Below are 16,520 nucleotides of genomic sequence, written 5' to 3'. Positions count from 1 at the left end.
CAGGTGATTACCATGAATACAGCGAAACATGTTCTGTGCTGCGCGGCGATCGCCAGCGTACTGATTTCCACCAGCGGTATTGCCGCCAGTCAGTTAAGCGCTCAGGGCGCGAACGCACAGCAGGGCGGGATGTCGCTTTCTGCGCTAACCGGTCTGCTCAGCAGAGGTGCCCAGTCGCTCAGCGCCGATAATATGAATAATGCCGCCGGTATTTTGCAGTACTGCGCCAAACAGAAACTGGCGTCCGCTACCAACGTGGAAAACGTTAAAAATCAGATTCTGAACAAGTTGGGGTTGGATACCACACAGCAGGAGCAGGACACTAACTACCTGAACGGCCTGCAAGGGTTGCTCAAGACGAAGGACGGCCAGCAGTTGAACCTCAATAATATCGGCAGTACGCCGCTGGCGGAAAAGGTGAAAACCAAAGCTTGCGATCTGGTGTTGCAGCAAGGGCTGAATTTCCTCTCCTGACTGCGTTTTTCTGACCGTGCGCCACGCCGGGACGCCCTGATAAACGCCGTGTTTTGGCCCTTTACCCGCCAACACGGCATTAACCCGATTTTTCTCTTCGTCTTTTCCTGTTATTAACCGCTATGGCAGGAAGTGATGCCGATCAAAAAACCAACTTTCTAAACTCATTCTAAATAACAGCGCCGTGTAAAGTTATTAGAATTGCAGCAATGTGACATCGCTATTACATTGTTAGAAATTTTTTCCTGCCAGCGATAAGCCTGGTTTATTGAGGATCGTCAGTTGTCCGAGTTGCTCTCTGTCGCTCTGTTTCTCGCCTCTGTGCTGATATATGCCTGGAAGGCGGGCCGTAACACCTGGTGGTTTGCCGCCACTCTCACGGTGCTGGGACTTTTTGTCATTCTGAATATTACCCTGTATGCCAGCGACTATTTTACCGGCGACGGGATCAACGACGCAGTGCTTTATACGCTCACGAATAGTCTGACGGGAGCGGGAGTCGGCAAATATATTCTGCCGGGAATCGGCATTGCCCTGGCGTTAGTGGCGGTATTCGGCGCGCTGGGATGGGTACTACGCCGCCGCCGTCACCATCCTCATCATGTCGGTTACAGCCTGCTGGCGTTACTGCTGGCGTTAGGTTCGGTCGACGCCAGCCCGGCGTTTCGCCAGATTACCGAACTGGTAAAATCACAAATGCGCGATGGCGATCCGGATTTTGCCGTTTATTATAAAGAACCAGCAAAAACCATTCCTAATCCGAAGCTCAATCTGGTCTATATCTACGGCGAGAGCCTGGAACGGACCTATTTTGATAATGACGCGTTCCCCAATCTCACGCCAGAGTTGGGCGCGCTGAAAAATGAGGGGCTGGATTTCAGCCATACCATGCAACTGCCGGGAACGGATTACACCATCGCCGGGATGGTGGCTTCCCAGTGCGGTATTCCGCTGTTTGCGCCGTTTGAGGGCAATGCGTCCGCGTCGGTTTCTAGCTTCTTCCCGCAGAATATCTGCCTCGGCGATATTCTGAAAAACTCCGGCTACCAGAACTATTTCGTGCAGGGCGCTAACCTGCGTTTTGCCGGGAAAGACGTGTTCCTGAAATCACACGGATTTGATCATCTGTACGGCGCTGAAGAGCTAAAAACGGTGGTGGCGGACCCGTCTTATCGTAACGACTGGGGCTTCTACGACGATACGGTGCTTGATGAGGCATGGAAGAAATTTGAAGCGCTTTCCCGCTCAGGCCAGCGTTTTTCGCTGTTTACGCTGACCGTAGATACTCACCACCCGGACGGGTTTATCTCACGCACCTGCAACCGCAAACGCTACGATTACGACGGCAAGCCCAACCAGTCCTTTAGCGCCGTAAGTTGCAGCCAGGAAAACATCGCCGAGTTTATCAACAAAATCAAAGCGTCGCCGTGGTTTAAAGATACCGTTATCGTCGTCTCTTCCGACCATCTGGCGATGAACAATACGGCCTGGAAATACCTGAATAAGCAAGATCGCAACAATCTGTTTTTCATTCTGCGCGGCGATAAACCACAGCAGGAGACTCTGGCGGTCAAACGCAACACGATGGACAACGGCGCAACGGTGCTGGATATTCTCGGCGGCGATAATTTTATCGGTCTGGGACGTAGCAGCCTTTCCGGGCAGTCGCTGTCGGAAGTGTTCCTGAATGTAAAAGAGAAAGTGCTGGCGATGAAGCCGGATATCATTCGCCTGTGGAATTTCCCGAAAGAGATAAAAGATTTTACCGTCGATCGGGACAAAAACATGATCGCGTTTTCCGGGAGCCACTTCCGCCTGCCGTTACTACTGCGCGTATCGGATAAGCGCGTCGAGCCGTTACCGGAAAGTGAATACTCCGCTCCGCTACGGTTCCAGTTGGCCGACTTCGCCCCGCGCGATAATTTCGTTTGGATCGATCGCTGCTACAAAATGGCGCAGCTATGGGCGCCGGCGCTGGCGCTCTCTACCGACTGGTGCGTCTCGCAGGGGCAGCTTGGCGGGCAGCAAACCGTACAGCATGTTGATAAAGCGCAGTGGCAGGGTAAGACGGCGTTTAAAGACACGATGATCGATATGGAGCGCTACAAAGGCAACGTCGATACCTTAAAGATTGTCGATAACGATATTCGTTATAAAGCCGATAGCTTTATCTTTAACGTGGCGGGCGCCCCGGAGGAGGTGAAGCAGTTTAGCGGCATTTCCCGGCCGGAGTCCTGGGGGCGCTGGTCAAATGCGCAGTTGGGCGATGAGGTTAAAATCGAATATAAAGCGCCGCTGCCGAAAAAGTTTGATCTGGTGATCACCGCCAAAGCCTTCGGCGACAACGCGAATCGACCGATTCCGGTACGCGTAGGCAACGAAGAACAGACGCTGGTGCTGGGTCACGATGTGTCCACTATCACGCTGCATTTCAACAACCCGACGGACGCGAATACCTTAGTCATTGCGCCGCCCGCTCCCGTCTCCACCAACGAAGGTAATATTTTGGGCCATTCGCCGCGCAAATTGGGGATTGGCATGGTGGAGATCAAAGTGGTGAATGTTGAAAGTTAAAAGAGAATGTCATATATGCCGGGTGGCGGCTGCGCCTTACCCGGCCTACACATCATCTTTATCCATAAACTGGCGCACAGGCCTGATAAGCGAAGCGCCATCAGGCACTGTATATGCTACACGCCCCTTTCTGTTAATAATCGAACTGACGGTAGTAACGACGAATATCCAGACTGTGGCCGGTATATTTCTCAAAGTGCGCCGCCAGTCGGTCAACTAACAATGTCGAAACAACACACGGCGCCATGATCCAGCGGAACTCATCATCAATACCGTCCAGCGCATACGCTTTCGGATCAATCACCACCAGGTTATCGGTAATTTTACTGGCAAAACGCTCAACGCGTTCATCCAGCGCGCGGCATTTCCCTTCCCCTTTCACCAGAATGAGCGGAACGTCTTTTTCCAGCAGCTCCAGAGCGCCGTGGAAAAATTCCGCAGAGCTGACGGGGCGCGTGCGCTTCCACTGCATCTCTTCCAGGATACACATGGAGAACAGATAGACCTCGCCCCACATCTCCGCGCCGCCGACCCACATCATATAATCGCTGTTATGATAACGGCTGGCGATAGCGTCCGCCTGCGGATCAAATTTTTGTTTCGCTTTCAGCAGATTCGCCGGCAGAATTTCCAGTTGGCTGGCGAAGCGATCGTAACTGGCGAATTCGTTATTGCGCGACAGCACGCGGAAAAACAGCCAGTACAGCAGCATATATTCATATTCCACGCCATTTTTGTGACGCATCGGAATATGCCATGTCGCCGCCTGCGCCAGCGGAGAGTCCGCATTTTTGGTAATAGCGACTACGCGTATTCCCTGCGCTTTACACCACTCGGCGATCGCCACCGATTCTTTGGTATCGCCGGATTTAGACAGCGTAATAACCACAGAGTCTTTATTCAGCCGCTTATTTCCTTTATGAATTAATTCTGCCGCCTGCTCAACATAAACCGGCAACGTTGTTAATTCTTTGGCAAATTCATTAATTGCCATCATTGGCGCCAGTGAACCGCCAACAGAGGCGAAAAATAAAGAACTGAACCCGGCCTGATAAATCTCGTCAGCAACCTGTTCTGCCTTCTGGCGCGCAGCGATGATCTCACGAGCACTCGTCAGGTACTCGTCCTGATTAAAACCCAACATATTTTTCTCCTGATTGTTCAGATTTTACTTTTTAAAACGCGATCGAAATCGTCAAAAATGCGTACCGAAAGGTCGATGCCTTTCAGTGAGGCGATATGAAACGCCATGAGTTGTACCGGCACAATCAACAGTAATGGCGAGAAATGGTGATCAACCGCTACATCCAGCGCAAGCGTCTGGTCATCCTGCGCCGCCTTCGCCAGCGTGAGAGTAAAGGTTTTGGCGACCGCAGGCGTCATATACTCCCGTAGCGCCCTGGAGCGCGCGTCGGGCCGGTCCTCAAAGAAGAACATCACGTGTTCCGCATTGGCTTCCAGATACGGGCCGTGCATATAGGCTTCCAGCTCAAACCCGCTTGAGGGAACACGCACCGTCTCGGTAAATTTAGTTTCCAACTCTTTTGCCACCCCAACCAGCGCGCCGTAGCCTGTCGCCACAAAACGCGTCCCGTTTCGTAAAACGGCCTGGTGCTGGTGAATAAACGCTTCCGTACGCACGATAACCAACGGCAGGGTTGCCGCGATACGTTGAAGCTGCGCCACATACTCCTCGACCTGCGATTCCGTCAGTCGCTGCTGCTGACGGGCAATTAACAACGCGATAAGCAACAGATTCAATACCGTCGCGCTAAATCCACGGGTAACAAAGCCGACGGACTCAATCCCGGTCAGAATATCCAGTGGATAATCACTGGCCTTGCCAAGAGGGCTTTGCGGATCGGCGGTCAGAGCGAATACCGGACGTCCCTGCGCCTGAACTTTACGCATCGCCTCCAGGGTAGAAGCGCTTTTCCCGCTCTGGGAAATAGCAATAACCATATCGGCTTGCGGATCGCTATTCTCATACTGGCTAAAGGTGTACGGCTCTTTAATATCGATAGAGATACCGCAGCGCTCAAAGAAATAACGGGCGCAAAAGGCGGCATTCAATGACGATCCGGTGGCTAATATCAGGATTCGTCGTAACGTTTTTTGGCTGGCGAACCGCGATACTTCTTCCAGAGACTGGCGATGGCGGCGAATAATATTCGCCAGGACGTCAGACTCTTCGTTAATATAGGTCAGCATGGTTGGTGACATTGTGTATCCCTCTTAAAATAACCCTATCCAGGAACCGAAAATTCCCACCAGCGCAATACCGCCAATGATGGTTAACGGTTTCACTTTTTTCCCTAACAGCCAGTACACAATGGCGAAGCTAATTAACGGCAGCAGACAAGGCATGATGTCGTTAATAATGTCCTGAACATGGGTTTTCGCTTCTCCCGTACCAAACGTAATGGGAATGGTGATATCAATCATGGAGGCCGTCATCGCGCCAACCACCATCAGACCGATAATCGAGGCGCCATAGGTTAGGCTTTCCATCATTCCGCTTTGCTGAATGCGTTGCAGTACGCCGGTTCCCAGCACATAGCCCCAGCGGGTAAAGAACCAGCGGGCCAGAATATGCGGTACGTTAAACACCAGCAGAAATAAAATCGGCCCCAGAATATTGCCTTTCAGCGCCAGACTGGTACCGATGCCAGTGGCGATAAGACGCAATGTTCCCCAGAAAAAAGAGTCGCCAATACCCGCCAGCGGCCCCATTAACGACGCTTTGACGTTATCGATAGAACTGGCGTCCATCTCTTTCTGCTGGCTATTTTTCTCCTCCATCGCCACGGTAATACCGAGGATCAACGTCACAATGTGCGGCGTGGTATTAAAGAAAGCCAGATGGCGTTTTAGCGCTTCGGCAAGATCTTCTTTTCGGCTATACAGTTTCTTTAATACCGGAATGAGCGTATAGACGAACGCCAGGTTCATTTGTCGTTCATAGTTCCAGGAAAACTCCATCTGGAATGACCGCCAGAAGACGCGGCGTAAATCACGCGCGGTGACCAGACCAGTGGTTTCCGCCTGCTGGCGGTCTTTATCAGAAATCATCTTCATCGTCATGAGACGCTCCTTGCGCAGGTGCCGGTTGCGAGGCCGCAAATTTCGGCATATTGACCATCACGACGGCGACGATCGCGCCGAGAATCGCAATACCCGTCACCGGAATTTTTAAATACGCCATTAAAACAAAACCGAGGAAAAAATAGGGGGCGACCTTTTTATTAATTAATAAGCGCGCCAGCATGGCAAAACCCAGCGCGGGAATAATACCGGTGGCAACGCTTAATCCATGTTTAATAAATTCTGGAATGGCATCCAGAAAACCTTTAACCATATTCACGCCCGCTAAATAAGAGACCGTGACGATAATCCCCAGCATCAGCGACAGCCCAATGCCGGAGATTAAATGCATACGCTCAATGCCCCGGGTATCCCCCACCTCAGCGTAAGCATCGGCTTTATGACAGAGCAACGGAATAAACATTCCGTTATAGATATTTTTCACAATTAACGCCAGTGTCGCGATAGGCAAACCTAATAACAGCGCGGTTTCCGCCCCAGCGCCGGAATTAATCGCAAAGGCCACACCTAAAATACCGCCAGTGACCACATCCGGGGGCAGCGACGCGCCCACCGAAAAGGAACCGATAAACGCCAACTCCAGCGTCGCGCCCATCACAATTCCGGTTTCCATGTCGCCCAGCACCAGTCCGGTTAAAAGTCCGGTCACGATAGGTCTGGAAATCAGCGACGTCCCTAATGCATATTCAGACTGGGCGATAAACGCCACCAGTCCAAGTAAAAGCGCCTCTACCATAATATGTCCTCAGGAGGGTATCCGCTCAGGCAAAAAGTTGTTTACGATCGTTAGGCACCAGCCGAATTTCTATCTCTACTCCGCCAGCCGCCAGCTCCCGAAGTTGAGTCATTTCATCCGCTAACAGATTGATGGCTTTAGCAATATTCTGGCTCCCTTCACGTACCTTCGTGCCGCCTAAATTAATACTTTTAATGTCGGGTAATTCGCGCGCCAGCCGGTACGCATCCGCCACGGATTCAACAACAATAAAAAGTTTATATTTATCGGTAACGCCGCTTTTTATCGCTTCAATTGAATCGGCAATATTTTTAATAACCAGCTTCACCGCGGGCGGCTTCGCCATCTTAATGGTGGTTTTACGCAGGTCATCATTAGGTACGCTGTCGTTGGCAATTAAAATACAGTCTGCGCCAACGTACTGCGTCCAGGAAAAGGCGACCTGTCCATGTAATAAACGATGATCCACCCGTAAAAAAACAATCATGACGCTTCCTCCCCTTAAAAATCTTTATCGCTTTGCATGGCGCTGGTGATAGTTTGATTGCAGTACTGAATATTTTCTTTTGAATCCGCTAACGCCGTCATTATGGTATGCGTGGTATTGCCATCGTTTTCCGACATAAAGAGATCGATAACCAGCGGCAGGTTAATCCCTGCCAGCAGATGAAAATTTTCCCGTGATAAATAACGGACAAATTCGTTATTCACGCTGCCGGCAAAAATATCGGTCAGCGCAATAATTTCATCTTCCGGCGGGATCCGGGCAATTAGCGTATCTACCTGCTGGCTTAAATCCACGCTCTCTTCAACGTAAGCGCACAGCGTCCAGACATTTGACCGTTTGCCTAAAATCAGCTCCACGGAGTTTAAAACTCCGCTGGCCAGCGTGCCGTGGCTGGCGAAAATATAATGTCTCTTCATCCTGACCTCTAAAACACATTCCACTGTGATAAAAGAGAGCAAGCGGCGTGCCAGAAAAAGTGGCGCGCCGAAAAAAGATGCGGGTTAACAGAGGGAAATAGTTAAAACTGTTGATCTTGCTCGATAAGTTCTGTTTCGAAGGTCAGGATATTATGAATATAGCCAAGCTCGGCGGTGGGGATTTTGACACTGTAGTTACTCTCAATGACACTAAACGCTTCCCGTAGCCGATTCAGTTCCTGTTCCGGACACTGTTGCCCACTCCAGGCAGTAATGCCCGCATGGCGGATCAGACGCTCAATCAGGCAACTAATATGCACATAGAGCGCCACCTTTCTTTCATTCGAGACGGTAACGCCCGCCAGATGCTCATAGCGCAGCAGAAACTGCTCAACGTGGTTGATGACTTTGCTGGTGTCGAGGATGGTGACGGATTCGATCACTCGTCGGAGCGAGAAGTTTTTCAGCAGCAGGTTGTTGATCTCCGCCACCTGCTCCGGCGTGGTCAGCGAACCAAACAGCCGCATCAGATAGTGATTCCCCTCGCCGGAGATCAGCGAGTCGAGCGAAATCCACGGCACGCTGGCGATGTGCGGGTCCAGCGTGCCGACTATCGCCAGTACGTCGTAGCGCATAAATACCGGCTCCTGGGTTTTATTGCTCGCCAGCATCGCATAATCGCAGGCGACGACGTCAATCTCCAGCGCCTGCGGAATACTGGCGCTCAGTAATGCGCAAAGATTCGTCGCCACACCGATACCGGTCGCGCAGGTGGTCAGTATGGCGCGCGGTTTGTTGCTTTTCGGCCAGTAGAGCTGATACTCGACCGGCACATCCCGGGCGATATCGCGAGCGATCTCTTCAATAAAATGCCCCTGTAAAATACGCTCCCCTACATACAGGGCCATGCTGGTCGAGACGTTGTTGATAATCGTCACCGGCGTGGAAAGCGCGCGATCAAAATGACGATGAATGGCCTTGAGCGATCCCATATCCACCAGAATCATCAGGCCGGAGGCGAGCGGATGCTCTTCCAGATAGCGCATCACCTGCTGCGCTATCGCCTCCGGCGTGACGTCCAGCGGCATATCGAACGATTCAAAAATCGTATTTTTCAGTAACCGGTTGGCGACGTTGGCGATACTGCTGGCGGTGGCATAGCCGTGCGCCAGAATCACCGCATGCGTCACCTGTTTTTGGTTGTTAGCCCCCTGTTTATGCAGCCAAAGCGCCAGCAGCAGCATATCAATGCGTCTCGGCTCCAGATCCAGCTTCTGGCCCAGCGTCTCCAGAATTTGTAAACAGAAGCTGTACAGCAGCGGATATTTCTGGGCGAGGAAGGCGTCCAGTTGGCGGATCTGCTCGCTGTTGAGACGAGAAGGCGCCAGTGCGGTACGATGGATTAAATAGTGGCTAAGCGCGTAAATACAGTTGCCGTTAAGCTGCATATTGAAGCGCTTCTCCAGACGATAAAACTCTTCCCGCACCTGGCTTGTAATTAACAGCAACCGCTGTGAGTGCACATTATCGTCGCCGGTAAAAATCAGGCGATCGAAGAGGGTCTCAATTTCATCGCCCATTCTTTTTTGTACCGTCTCCCACCCCTCTTTCCCGCTACGTACCAGCTCGTACAGCGCCAGCACATGACACTGCGTATCATGGATCATGCCCTGCATCTCGTCGCGGGCGCGCAGCAGCCAGGTAAGGTTCGTGTCGGGCGAGATGCTCACCGGCGTGTCGTCCGCCAGCGGTTCATTCAGTGACGGCAATGCCGACAGCATGGCATCCGGCAGATCGTGCAGCGACACGGTAACGGTTTCCTGCCCAGGCTTTTTCGCCCATGCCGTCGCCACCGCATACTTCACCACATTTTTCAGCTCGCCGACGTTGCCGCGATAAACATACTGATTGAGGATCTGCAACAAACGCGGTTTGAGGATAAGCGTGGCCGAAAGTTTTTTCGCCTCCGTCCAGAAAAACAGTAAGATCAGCGCCTCTTTTTCCTGGCGGCTACGGTGCTGGAGATCCGGCAGGTTGACCTGAATCGGGATGCGTCGCAAAAATGTCGTCAGAAAGGTACTGTGTATCTCTTCGGTCGTCGCAAATACCAGACGTACCGAAACCGGATGCCCCTGCGCGGTGTCGCCTACCCGATAAATTTCACCACGATCGAGCCAGGTAAAGAGCTTCTCCTGCCCTTCGGCGCTCAGCCGGTGGACTTCATCCAGAAATAACATGCCGCCGTCAGCCGCCTCGAACGCGCCCGGTCTGTCGCTCTGCGCGCCGGTAAACGCGCCCTTCACATAGCCAAAAAGATTCGCCGCCAGCAGTTCGGGATTGCTCGCATACTGGGCGCAATTAAAACTGATAAATGGCGCATCCGGCGACAGAAGCGCCTGGGCGATGGCATATTCGTGCATGAGCTGCGCCAGATAACTTTTCCCGGTGCCGCTTTCGCCGGTCATCAGTAGCGGCAGTCCGCCGTCGGGATAAAACAGCGCGGTTTTCAGTTGCTCAATCGGGCGCTTCAGGCTTTCGTTATGGCCAATCAACAGGGAAAAGTGATCGTCCGGCGCGCACTCCTGTTCCCCGTGCGCTAACAGCTCCGCGACGCTGGCGTATTCATTACGCGAAAGGGTAAAAAACTGTTGGCTAAATGCCTGCTTATGCAGGAAATAGACGGGACGGGTATTGATTTTGCAGAGCACGCCCTGCGCCACCAGTTGGTTCAGATAATGGCTGGCGGTATTGCGCTGCATATTAAAACGCTGCGCCAGATAGCGCGCGGTAAACACCTCACTGACATTTTCCGGATCAAAAAAATCCGTTTGGTTCATCAGGAAAGCAAGCAGGGCATCTTTGCGCATCGTATCCTCTCACGATTATCACATCAGCAATTATGATGCCGCGAAACAAGGCTCTCCTGCCGTGCGTTCTCTCGCTTTATTCATTTTTTGTGGATCACCGCACACCTTCACTCAACGTTGGATTAGCGCGCGATATCAGAAAAGAGAGGAGGAAGCGGCGCACGGCCTGGCGTATGAATCACGCTGCACCATGCGCCTGATGCTGGTTTAAAATCGGCCTGCGCGGACTGCCAGGCCTGGTAAGCGCTACGCCATCAGGCAAAAGTGTGAACATCTCATCCGGCCTACGGTCGTCTGTAGGCCGACTGTTCACCACTACGCCCTTAAAATGTTTCCCAATTATCGCTGCCGTCGGCCACTGCGGCCTTTGGTGACGACACGGCTGCCGGGGTTTTTACCGCAGCCACTTCACGCGCACGCTGCTGTTGCTGGTGAATACGGAACACCGCGACGGCCTGGGTCAGACGGCTGGCTTGCTCTTCCAGCGCCGCAGCCGCGGCGGCGGACTCTTCCACCAGCGAGGCGTTCTGCTGCGTTACGCGATCCATCTCCGCTACCGCCAGGCCCACCTGGTCGATACCACGGCTTTGCTCGTCAGACGCCGAGGCAATCTCGCCCATGATATCGGTCACGCGGGTCACTGCATTGACGATCTCATCCATGGTTTCACCGGCGCTTTCGACCAGCGTCGAACCTACATCAACACGGCTCACGGAATCCTCAATCAGACTCTTGATCTCCCGTGCCGCCTGCGCGCTACGCTGGGCCAGATTACGGACTTCACCGGCCACCACTGCGAACCCGCGTCCCTGCTCGCCTGCGCGCGCCGCTTCTACCGCCGCATTCAGCGCCAGAATATTGGTCTGGAAAGCAATACCGTCGATTACGCTGATAATATCGGCGATTTTCTGCGAACTGGAGGCGATATCGCGCATTGTTTGTACGACGTTATCCACCACTTTGCCGCCTTTTTGCGCTGTCTCTGACGCACTCAGCGCCAGGTGACTGGCCTGACGGGCGTTTTCGGCGTTCTGTTTCACGGTGGCGGTCAGTTGTTCCATACTGGCGGCGGTCTCTTCCAGAGACGCTGCCTGCTGCTCAGTACGGGAAGAGAGATCGTTGTTGCCCATCGCAATCTCGCTGGCGCCGCTATAGATCGCATTCGCGCCGTTACGTACATCGCCCACGGTACGCATCAGTTCACTTTGCATATGACGCAGGTTTTCAGCCAACTGCCCCATTTCGTTGGAGCCTTCCACGTCGATACGCTTCACCAGATCGCCGCTGGCGATATGACGAATGCTTTCAATCAGACGATTCATCGGGGCGATAAGCGACAGTTTGATGCCGAACCAGACGGCGATAATGACCACCAGAACGGCAATCAGCACACTGACCAGTACCCACATCGCCTGGTTGTAGGAACTGTTGTTATCCTCAACAGCAATATCGTACAGACGATCGTTTTGCTGCATATAGGCCATGTACTGCTTCTCAAAAGCGTCCTGATAGCTTTGAGTCGGTTGATCAAAAAACTCGTTAATCTTACCCGCGCCAAGAAGCTGAATAAGCTCCGCCAACGCGCCGTGGTAGATATCATAGGTTCGTTTGATCTCAAGGAAAGCCGCTTCACTCTGACGTGGATCGCGCGGTAACGCCTCATACTGCTCCCAGTTTTTTTCGGTCAGCTTCAGCGTATTGGTCGCCCCCTGCATCAGTTCAGCGACAGTTGCGCCGCTGCCAATATTGCTCTGGTCCATCATCCAGCGGATACCCGCGCGATTCAGGGTATTACGCGTTTGCAACAGCTCCACCCAGGTTGCATTCAGGGCAGACTGCTGCTGACGAATAGTTTGCAATACGGTGAAGTTTTCTTTGTCATTCTTCAGCGAGTTGAAGAACAGCCCGCCGGATGTCAGTTGTAAAAGGCCAAATAGCGCCAATACCAGCAGTAAGCTGGTAACAATTTTAATTCGCTTTAACATGTTTTCTCTTTCCGCTAGACAGATACAGAATTTTCGGCCTGGAAAGGGAAAACTTTATGGGATGCGCGCCATTAATATCACGATTAGCTCAGTGAAGTCGTTATGACGCCCCGCGCAACAAGGATCGTCCCATTTTATATCGTGATCTCAATCACATAAAATAGCCCACGCCCTCCTCCGCGAAACCGCTTACCGGTACGTCCGACCGCTTAAACCGCCATACAACCACTCACTGATTTACCTAACTTTACGCGCGCGATGATCTGGCAAGATCCTCTCAGCATAGCAGTCAATCTACCTCCTCAAACACGAACTCAATGTCCACCCAGCTTCGGCTGATAATTAAACTTACAACCAGGTTTTACTATGGATACGAAAAAGATATTCAAGCACATACCCTGGGTGATTCTCGGAATCATCGGTGCTTTCTGCCTCTCGGTCGTTGCCCTACGTCGGGGTGAACACGTGAGCGCCCTGTGGATCGTGGTCGCTTCCGTTTCCGTCTATCTGGTGGCTTACCGCTACTACAGCCTGTACATCGCCCAGAAGGTCATGAAACTCGACCCGACGCGCGCGACGCCGGCGGTTATCAATAACGACGGCCTGAACTACGTGCCGACTAACCGCTACGTGCTGTTTGGTCACCACTTCGCCGCCATCGCTGGCGCAGGTCCGCTGGTCGGGCCGGTATTGGCCGCGCAGATGGGCTATCTGCCGGGGACACTGTGGTTACTGGCGGGCGTGGTGCTCGCGGGCGCAGTGCAGGACTTTATGGTGCTGTTCATCTCTTCCCGCCGTAACGGCGCCTCTCTTGGCGAGATGATCAAAGAAGAGATGGGTACCGTTCCAGGCACCATCGCGCTGTTCGGCTGCTTCTTAATCATGATCATCATCCTCGCGGTGCTGGCATTAATCGTGGTTAAAGCGCTGGCCGAAAGCCCGTGGGGCGTCTTCACCGTCTGCTCCACGGTGCCGATTGCGCTGTTTATGGGCATCTACATGCGCTTCCTGCGTCCGGGACGCGTAGGCGAAGTCTCCGTTATTGGTATCGTGCTGCTGGTGGCGTCTATTTACTTCGGCGGCGTGATTGCCCACGACCCTTACTGGGGCCCGGCGCTGACCTTTAAAGACACCACCATTACCTTCGCGCTGATCGGCTACGCCTTTGTTTCCGCGCTGCTGCCGGTATGGCTGATCCTTGCCCCGCGCGACTATCTCGCTACCTTCCTGAAAATCGGCGTGATCGTCGGTCTGGCGCTGGGGATTGTGATCCTCAACCCGGAACTAAAAATGCCGGCATTGACGCAGTATGTCGACGGTACCGGCCCGCTGTGGAAAGGCGCTCTGTTCCCGTTCCTGTTCATCACCATCGCCTGTGGCGCCGTCTCTGGCTTCCACGCGCTCATCTCCTCCGGCACCACGCCGAAACTGCTGGCCTGTGAGACCGATGCGCGTTTTATCGGCTACGGCGCGATGCTGATGGAGTCCTTTGTTGCGGTGATGGCGCTGGTGGCGGCCTCGATCATTGAACCGGGTCTCTACTTCGCGATGAACACCCCGCCGGCAGGTCTGGGCATTACCATGCCAAACCTGCACGAGATGGGCGGCGAGAACGCGCCGCTGATTATGGCGCAGTTGAAAGACGTTACCGCACATGCAGCGGCGACCGTCAGCTCCTGGGGCTTTGTGATTTCCCCGGAACAAATCCTGCAAACTGCGAAAGATATCGGTGAACCGTCAGTATTGAACCGCGCAGGCGGCGCGCCAACGCTGGCAGTAGGTATCGCGCATGTGTTCCACAAAGTCCTGCCGATGGCGGATATGGGCTTCTGGTATCACTTCGGTATTCTGTTCGAAGCGCTGTTTATCCTGACCGCGCTGGATGCGGGTACCCGTTCCGGCCGCTTTATGTTGCAGGATTTGCTGGGTAACTTCGTCCCGTTCCTGAAAAAAACCGATTCTCTGGTCGCGGGTATCATCGGTACCGCAGGCTGCGTCGGTTTGTGGGGCTATCTGCTGTATCAGGGCGTGGTCGACCCGCTGGGCGGCGTGAAGAGCCTGTGGCCGTTGTTCGGTATCTCTAACCAGATGCTGGCCGCCGTGGCGCTGGTGTTGAGCACCGTGGTACTGATCAAAATGCAGCGCACCAAATACATCTGGGTGACGGTAATTCCGGCGGTATGGCTGCTGATCTGCACCACCTGGGCGCTGGGCCTGAAACTGTTCAGCGCCAACCCACAGATGGAAGGTTTCTTCTACATGGCAAACCTGTATAAAGAGAAGATTGCCAACGGCGCCAACCTGACCGAGCAGCAGATTGCCAACATGAACCATATCGTGGTGAACAACTACACTAACGCTGGTTTGAGTATTCTGTTCCTGGTGGTGGTGTACAGTATTATCTTCTACGGTTTCACCACCTGGATGAAGGTACGCAACAGCGATAAACGTACCGACAAAGAAACCCCGTATGTGCCTGTGCCGGAAGGCGGCGTGAAGATCTCTTCACACCACTAAAACTGATGCCGGGTAGCGCACAGCGACCCCGGCTAGTGTAGGCCGGATAAGGCGCAAGCCGCCATCCGGCTTTATTCATTAACAGGACGGCAGAATGTTTGATACTTTAGGTCAGGCAAAAAAATATCTCGGCCAGGCGGCAAAAATGTTGATTGGTATTCCGGACTACGACAACTATGTCGAGCACATGAAAACCAACCATCCCGACAAGCCGTACATGACCTATGAAGAGTTCTTCCGCGAACGTCAGCAAGCACGTTACGGCGGCGATGGCAAAGGCGGTATGCGCTGTTGTTAATGGAGAGACTATGACCCCGATTGCAGTTACCCTACTTACCGGTTTTCTTGGTGCCGGCAAAACCACCCTACTACGCCATATCCTCAACGAACAACATGGTTTTAAAATCGCCGTTATCGAAAACGAATTTGGCGAAGTCTCCGTTGACGATCAACTGATTGGCGATCGCGCCACACAGATCAAAACCCTGACTAACGGCTGCATCTGCTGTACCCGCTCCAACGAGCTGGAAGATGCGCTATTAGACCTGCTCGACAGCCGCGACCGCGGCGATATTGCTTTCGACCGCCTGGTGATTGAATGCACCGGCATGGCTGACCCCGGCCCGATTATTCAGACCTTTTTCTCCCATGACGTATTATGCGAACGCTACCTGTTAGACGGCGTGATTGCGCTGGTCGACGCGGTGCACGCTAACGAGCAGATGAATCAGTTCACCATAGCCCAGTCGCAGATAGGCTACGCCGACCGCATTCTGTTGACCAAAACCGACGTGGCAGGCGACAGCGAGAAACTGCGCGAGCGGCTGGCGCGTATCAACGCCCGCGCCCCGGTTTACACCGTGGTACACGGCGATATTGACCTGAGTCAGTTGTTTAATACCAGCGGCTTTATGCTGGAAGAGAACGTGCTGGCAAGCCAACCGCGTTTCCACTTTATTGCCGATAAACAGAACGATGTATCGTCAATTGTGGTGGAACTGGATTACCCGGTGGATATCAGCGAGGTGTCGCGGGTGATGGAAAACCTGCTGCTGGAATCAGCGGATAAACTGCTGCGTTACAAAGGGATGCTGTGGATCGACGGCGAACCCAACCGCCTGCTGTTCCAGGGCGTGCAGCGCCTCTACAGCGCCGACTGGGACAGACCGTGGGGCGACGAAACGCCGCACAGCACGCTGGTATTTATCGGGATCCAGTTGCCGGAAGACGAGATCAGAGCGGCATTTGTGGGGTTAAGGAAGTAACCATTAAGCGCTTATCTGGCCTGGCGGGAATTTGTAGGCCGGATAAGGCGCAGCCGCCATCCGGCATCTTCGG

Annotated in this window: 13 protein-coding genes and 11 other annotated features; of the genes, 5 read left to right on the top strand and 8 right to left on the bottom strand. The window is 53.2% G+C overall.

The genetic code is table 11. The features are described 5' to 3' along the window. Positions 1 to 6: a ribosome-binding site (putative RBS for yjjA; RegulonDB:STMS1H004408), on the top strand. Together yjjA and mdoB are read left to right on the top strand one after the other, a co-directional pair. Then, the gene (yjjA, locus tag STM4542) for a putative outer membrane protein (protein NP_463401.1) occupies positions 1 to 474 on the top strand. Within the gene, positions 13 to 474 belong to an annotated coding region; the region does not span the whole gene. It overlaps the preceding feature by 6 nt. A gap of 321 nt (positions 475 to 795) precedes the next feature. Further along, on the top strand, positions 796 to 3,048 hold the full coding sequence (mdoB, locus tag STM4541) for a phosphoglycerol transferase I (protein NP_463400.3): 2,253 nt from the start codon (positions 796 to 798) through the stop codon (positions 3,046 to 3,048). Positions 3,049 to 3,181: 133 nt separating this feature from the next. Here the strand turns inward: mdoB and STM4540 are convergent, their stop codons facing one another. From STM4540 to tsr, 8 genes are all read right to left on the bottom strand, one after another. Beyond that, complete coding sequence (locus STM4540) at positions 3,182 to 4,213, bottom strand: putative glucosamine-fructose-6-phosphate aminotransferase (protein ID NP_463399.3); 1,032 nt, start codon at positions 4,211 to 4,213, stop codon at positions 3,182 to 3,184. Continuing rightward, the gene (locus tag STM4539; RefSeq protein NP_463398.1) for a putative glucosamine-fructose-6-phosphate aminotransferase occupies positions 4,210 to 5,277 on the bottom strand. Within the gene, positions 4,210 to 5,271 belong to an annotated coding region; the region does not span the whole gene. Before STM4539 ends, STM4540 begins: the two co-directional genes overlap by 4 nt. Further along, positions 5,272 to 5,277, bottom strand: a ribosome-binding site (putative RBS for STM4539; RegulonDB:STMS1H004407). It overlaps the preceding gene by 6 nt. Positions 5,278 to 5,283: 6 nt before the next feature. After that, positions 5,284 to 6,123, bottom strand: a protein-coding gene (locus STM4538) for a putative PTS permease (RefSeq protein ID NP_463397.1). Within the gene, positions 5,284 to 6,120 belong to an annotated coding region; the region does not span the whole gene. After that, positions 6,110 to 6,896, bottom strand: a protein-coding gene (locus STM4537; RefSeq protein ID NP_463396.1) for a putative PTS permease. Within the gene, positions 6,110 to 6,889 belong to an annotated coding region; the region does not span the whole gene. The genes STM4538 and STM4537 overlap by 14 nt, the downstream gene beginning before the upstream one ends. Further along, positions 6,118 to 6,123 (bottom strand) — a ribosome-binding site (putative RBS for STM4538; RegulonDB:STMS1H004406). Its footprint overlaps the gene before it by 6 nt. After that, positions 6,891 to 6,896, bottom strand: a ribosome-binding site (putative RBS for STM4537; RegulonDB:STMS1H004405). (Lies within the gene STM4537.) 18 nt (positions 6,897 to 6,914) lie before the next feature. Further along, positions 6,915 to 7,383, bottom strand: a protein-coding gene (locus tag STM4536; protein ID NP_463395.1) for a putative PTS permease. Within the gene, positions 6,915 to 7,376 belong to an annotated coding region; the region does not span the whole gene. Beyond that, positions 7,378 to 7,383 (bottom strand) — a ribosome-binding site (putative RBS for STM4536; RegulonDB:STMS1H004404). (Overlaps the previous gene by 6 nt.) A 7-nt stretch (positions 7,384 to 7,390) precedes the next feature. After that, positions 7,391 to 7,819 (bottom strand): putative PTS permease gene (locus STM4535; RefSeq protein NP_463394.1). Within the gene, positions 7,391 to 7,813 belong to an annotated coding region; the region does not span the whole gene. Beyond that, positions 7,814 to 7,819 (bottom strand) — a ribosome-binding site (putative RBS for STM4535; RegulonDB:STMS1H004403). It overlaps the preceding gene by 6 nt. A gap of 95 nt (positions 7,820 to 7,914) precedes the next feature. Further along, positions 7,915 to 10,687 (bottom strand): putative NtrC family transcriptional regulator, ATPase domain protein gene (locus tag STM4534; protein ID NP_463393.1). Within the gene, positions 7,915 to 10,680 belong to an annotated coding region; the region does not span the whole gene. Then, positions 10,682 to 10,687: a ribosome-binding site (putative RBS for STM4534; RegulonDB:STMS1H004402), on the bottom strand. It overlaps the preceding gene by 6 nt. Before the next feature lie 316 nt (positions 10,688 to 11,003). Then, the gene (tsr, locus tag STM4533) for a methyl-accepting chemotaxis protein I (RefSeq protein ID NP_463392.1) occupies positions 11,004 to 12,680 on the bottom strand. Within the gene, positions 11,004 to 12,665 belong to an annotated coding region; the region does not span the whole gene. Beyond that, positions 12,675 to 12,680 (bottom strand) — a ribosome-binding site (putative RBS for tsr; RegulonDB:STMS1H004401). Its footprint overlaps the gene before it by 6 nt. 340 nt (positions 12,681 to 13,020) lie before the next feature. Further along, positions 13,021 to 13,026 (top strand) — a ribosome-binding site (putative RBS for yjiY; RegulonDB:STMS1H004400). Here tsr and yjiY point away from each other — a divergent pair. From yjiY to yjiA, 3 genes are all read left to right on the top strand, one after another. Then, positions 13,021 to 15,182 (top strand): putative carbon starvation protein gene (yjiY, locus tag STM4532; RefSeq protein NP_463391.1). Within the gene, positions 13,032 to 15,182 belong to an annotated coding region; the region does not span the whole gene. (Overlaps the previous feature by 6 nt.) Positions 15,183 to 15,264: 82 nt before the next feature. Further along, positions 15,265 to 15,270, top strand: a ribosome-binding site (putative RBS for yjiX; RegulonDB:STMS1H004399). After that, the gene (gene yjiX, locus STM4531; RefSeq protein ID NP_463390.1) for a putative cytoplasmic protein occupies positions 15,265 to 15,480 on the top strand. Within the gene, positions 15,277 to 15,480 belong to an annotated coding region; the region does not span the whole gene. Its footprint overlaps the feature before it by 6 nt. Next, positions 15,480 to 15,485: a ribosome-binding site (putative RBS for yjiA; RegulonDB:STMS1H004398), on the top strand. It overlaps the preceding gene by 1 nt. Further along, positions 15,480 to 16,447, top strand: a protein-coding gene (yjiA, locus tag STM4530) for a putative cobalamin synthesis protein (RefSeq protein NP_463389.1). Within the gene, positions 15,491 to 16,447 belong to an annotated coding region; the region does not span the whole gene. (Overlaps the previous feature by 6 nt.) The genes yjiX and yjiA overlap by 1 nt, the downstream gene beginning before the upstream one ends. The last annotated feature ends 73 nt before the right edge of the window (positions 16,448 to 16,520 follow it).

The sequence above is a fragment of the Salmonella enterica subsp. enterica serovar Typhimurium str. LT2 genome, from assembly GCF_000006945.2.
GTDB lineage: Bacteria > Pseudomonadota > Gammaproteobacteria > Enterobacterales > Enterobacteriaceae > Salmonella > Salmonella enterica.
This window is presented reverse-complemented; position numbering and strand designations above follow the sequence as displayed.

What these genes read in the sequence shown, in the direction of transcription:
- yjiY (NP_463391.1), top strand. Translation starts at nt 13,032, where the DNA reads ATGGATACGAAAAAGATATTCAAGCACATACCCTGGGTGATTCTCGGA.
- STM4536 (NP_463395.1), bottom strand. Translation starts at nt 7,376, where the DNA reads ATGATTGTTTTTTTACGGGTGGATCATCGTTTATTACATGGACAGGTC.
- STM4534 (NP_463393.1), bottom strand. Translation starts at nt 10,680, where the DNA reads ATGCGCAAAGATGCCCTGCTTGCTTTCCTGATGAACCAAACGGATTTT.
- tsr (NP_463392.1), bottom strand. Translation starts at nt 12,665, where the DNA reads ATGTTAAAGCGAATTAAAATTGTTACCAGCTTACTGCTGGTATTGGCG.
- yjiX (NP_463390.1), top strand. Translation starts at nt 15,277, where the DNA reads ATGTTTGATACTTTAGGTCAGGCAAAAAAATATCTCGGCCAGGCGGCA.
- yjjA (NP_463401.1), top strand. Translation starts at nt 13, where the DNA reads ATGAATACAGCGAAACATGTTCTGTGCTGCGCGGCGATCGCCAGCGTA.
- STM4539 (NP_463398.1), bottom strand. Translation starts at nt 5,271, where the DNA reads ATGTCACCAACCATGCTGACCTATATTAACGAAGAGTCTGACGTCCTG.
- STM4538 (NP_463397.1), bottom strand. Translation starts at nt 6,120, where the DNA reads ATGATTTCTGATAAAGACCGCCAGCAGGCGGAAACCACTGGTCTGGTC.
- yjiA (NP_463389.1), top strand. Translation starts at nt 15,491, where the DNA reads ATGACCCCGATTGCAGTTACCCTACTTACCGGTTTTCTTGGTGCCGGC.
- STM4535 (NP_463394.1), bottom strand. Translation starts at nt 7,813, where the DNA reads ATGAAGAGACATTATATTTTCGCCAGCCACGGCACGCTGGCCAGCGGA.
- STM4537 (NP_463396.1), bottom strand. Translation starts at nt 6,889, where the DNA reads ATGGTAGAGGCGCTTTTACTTGGACTGGTGGCGTTTATCGCCCAGTCT.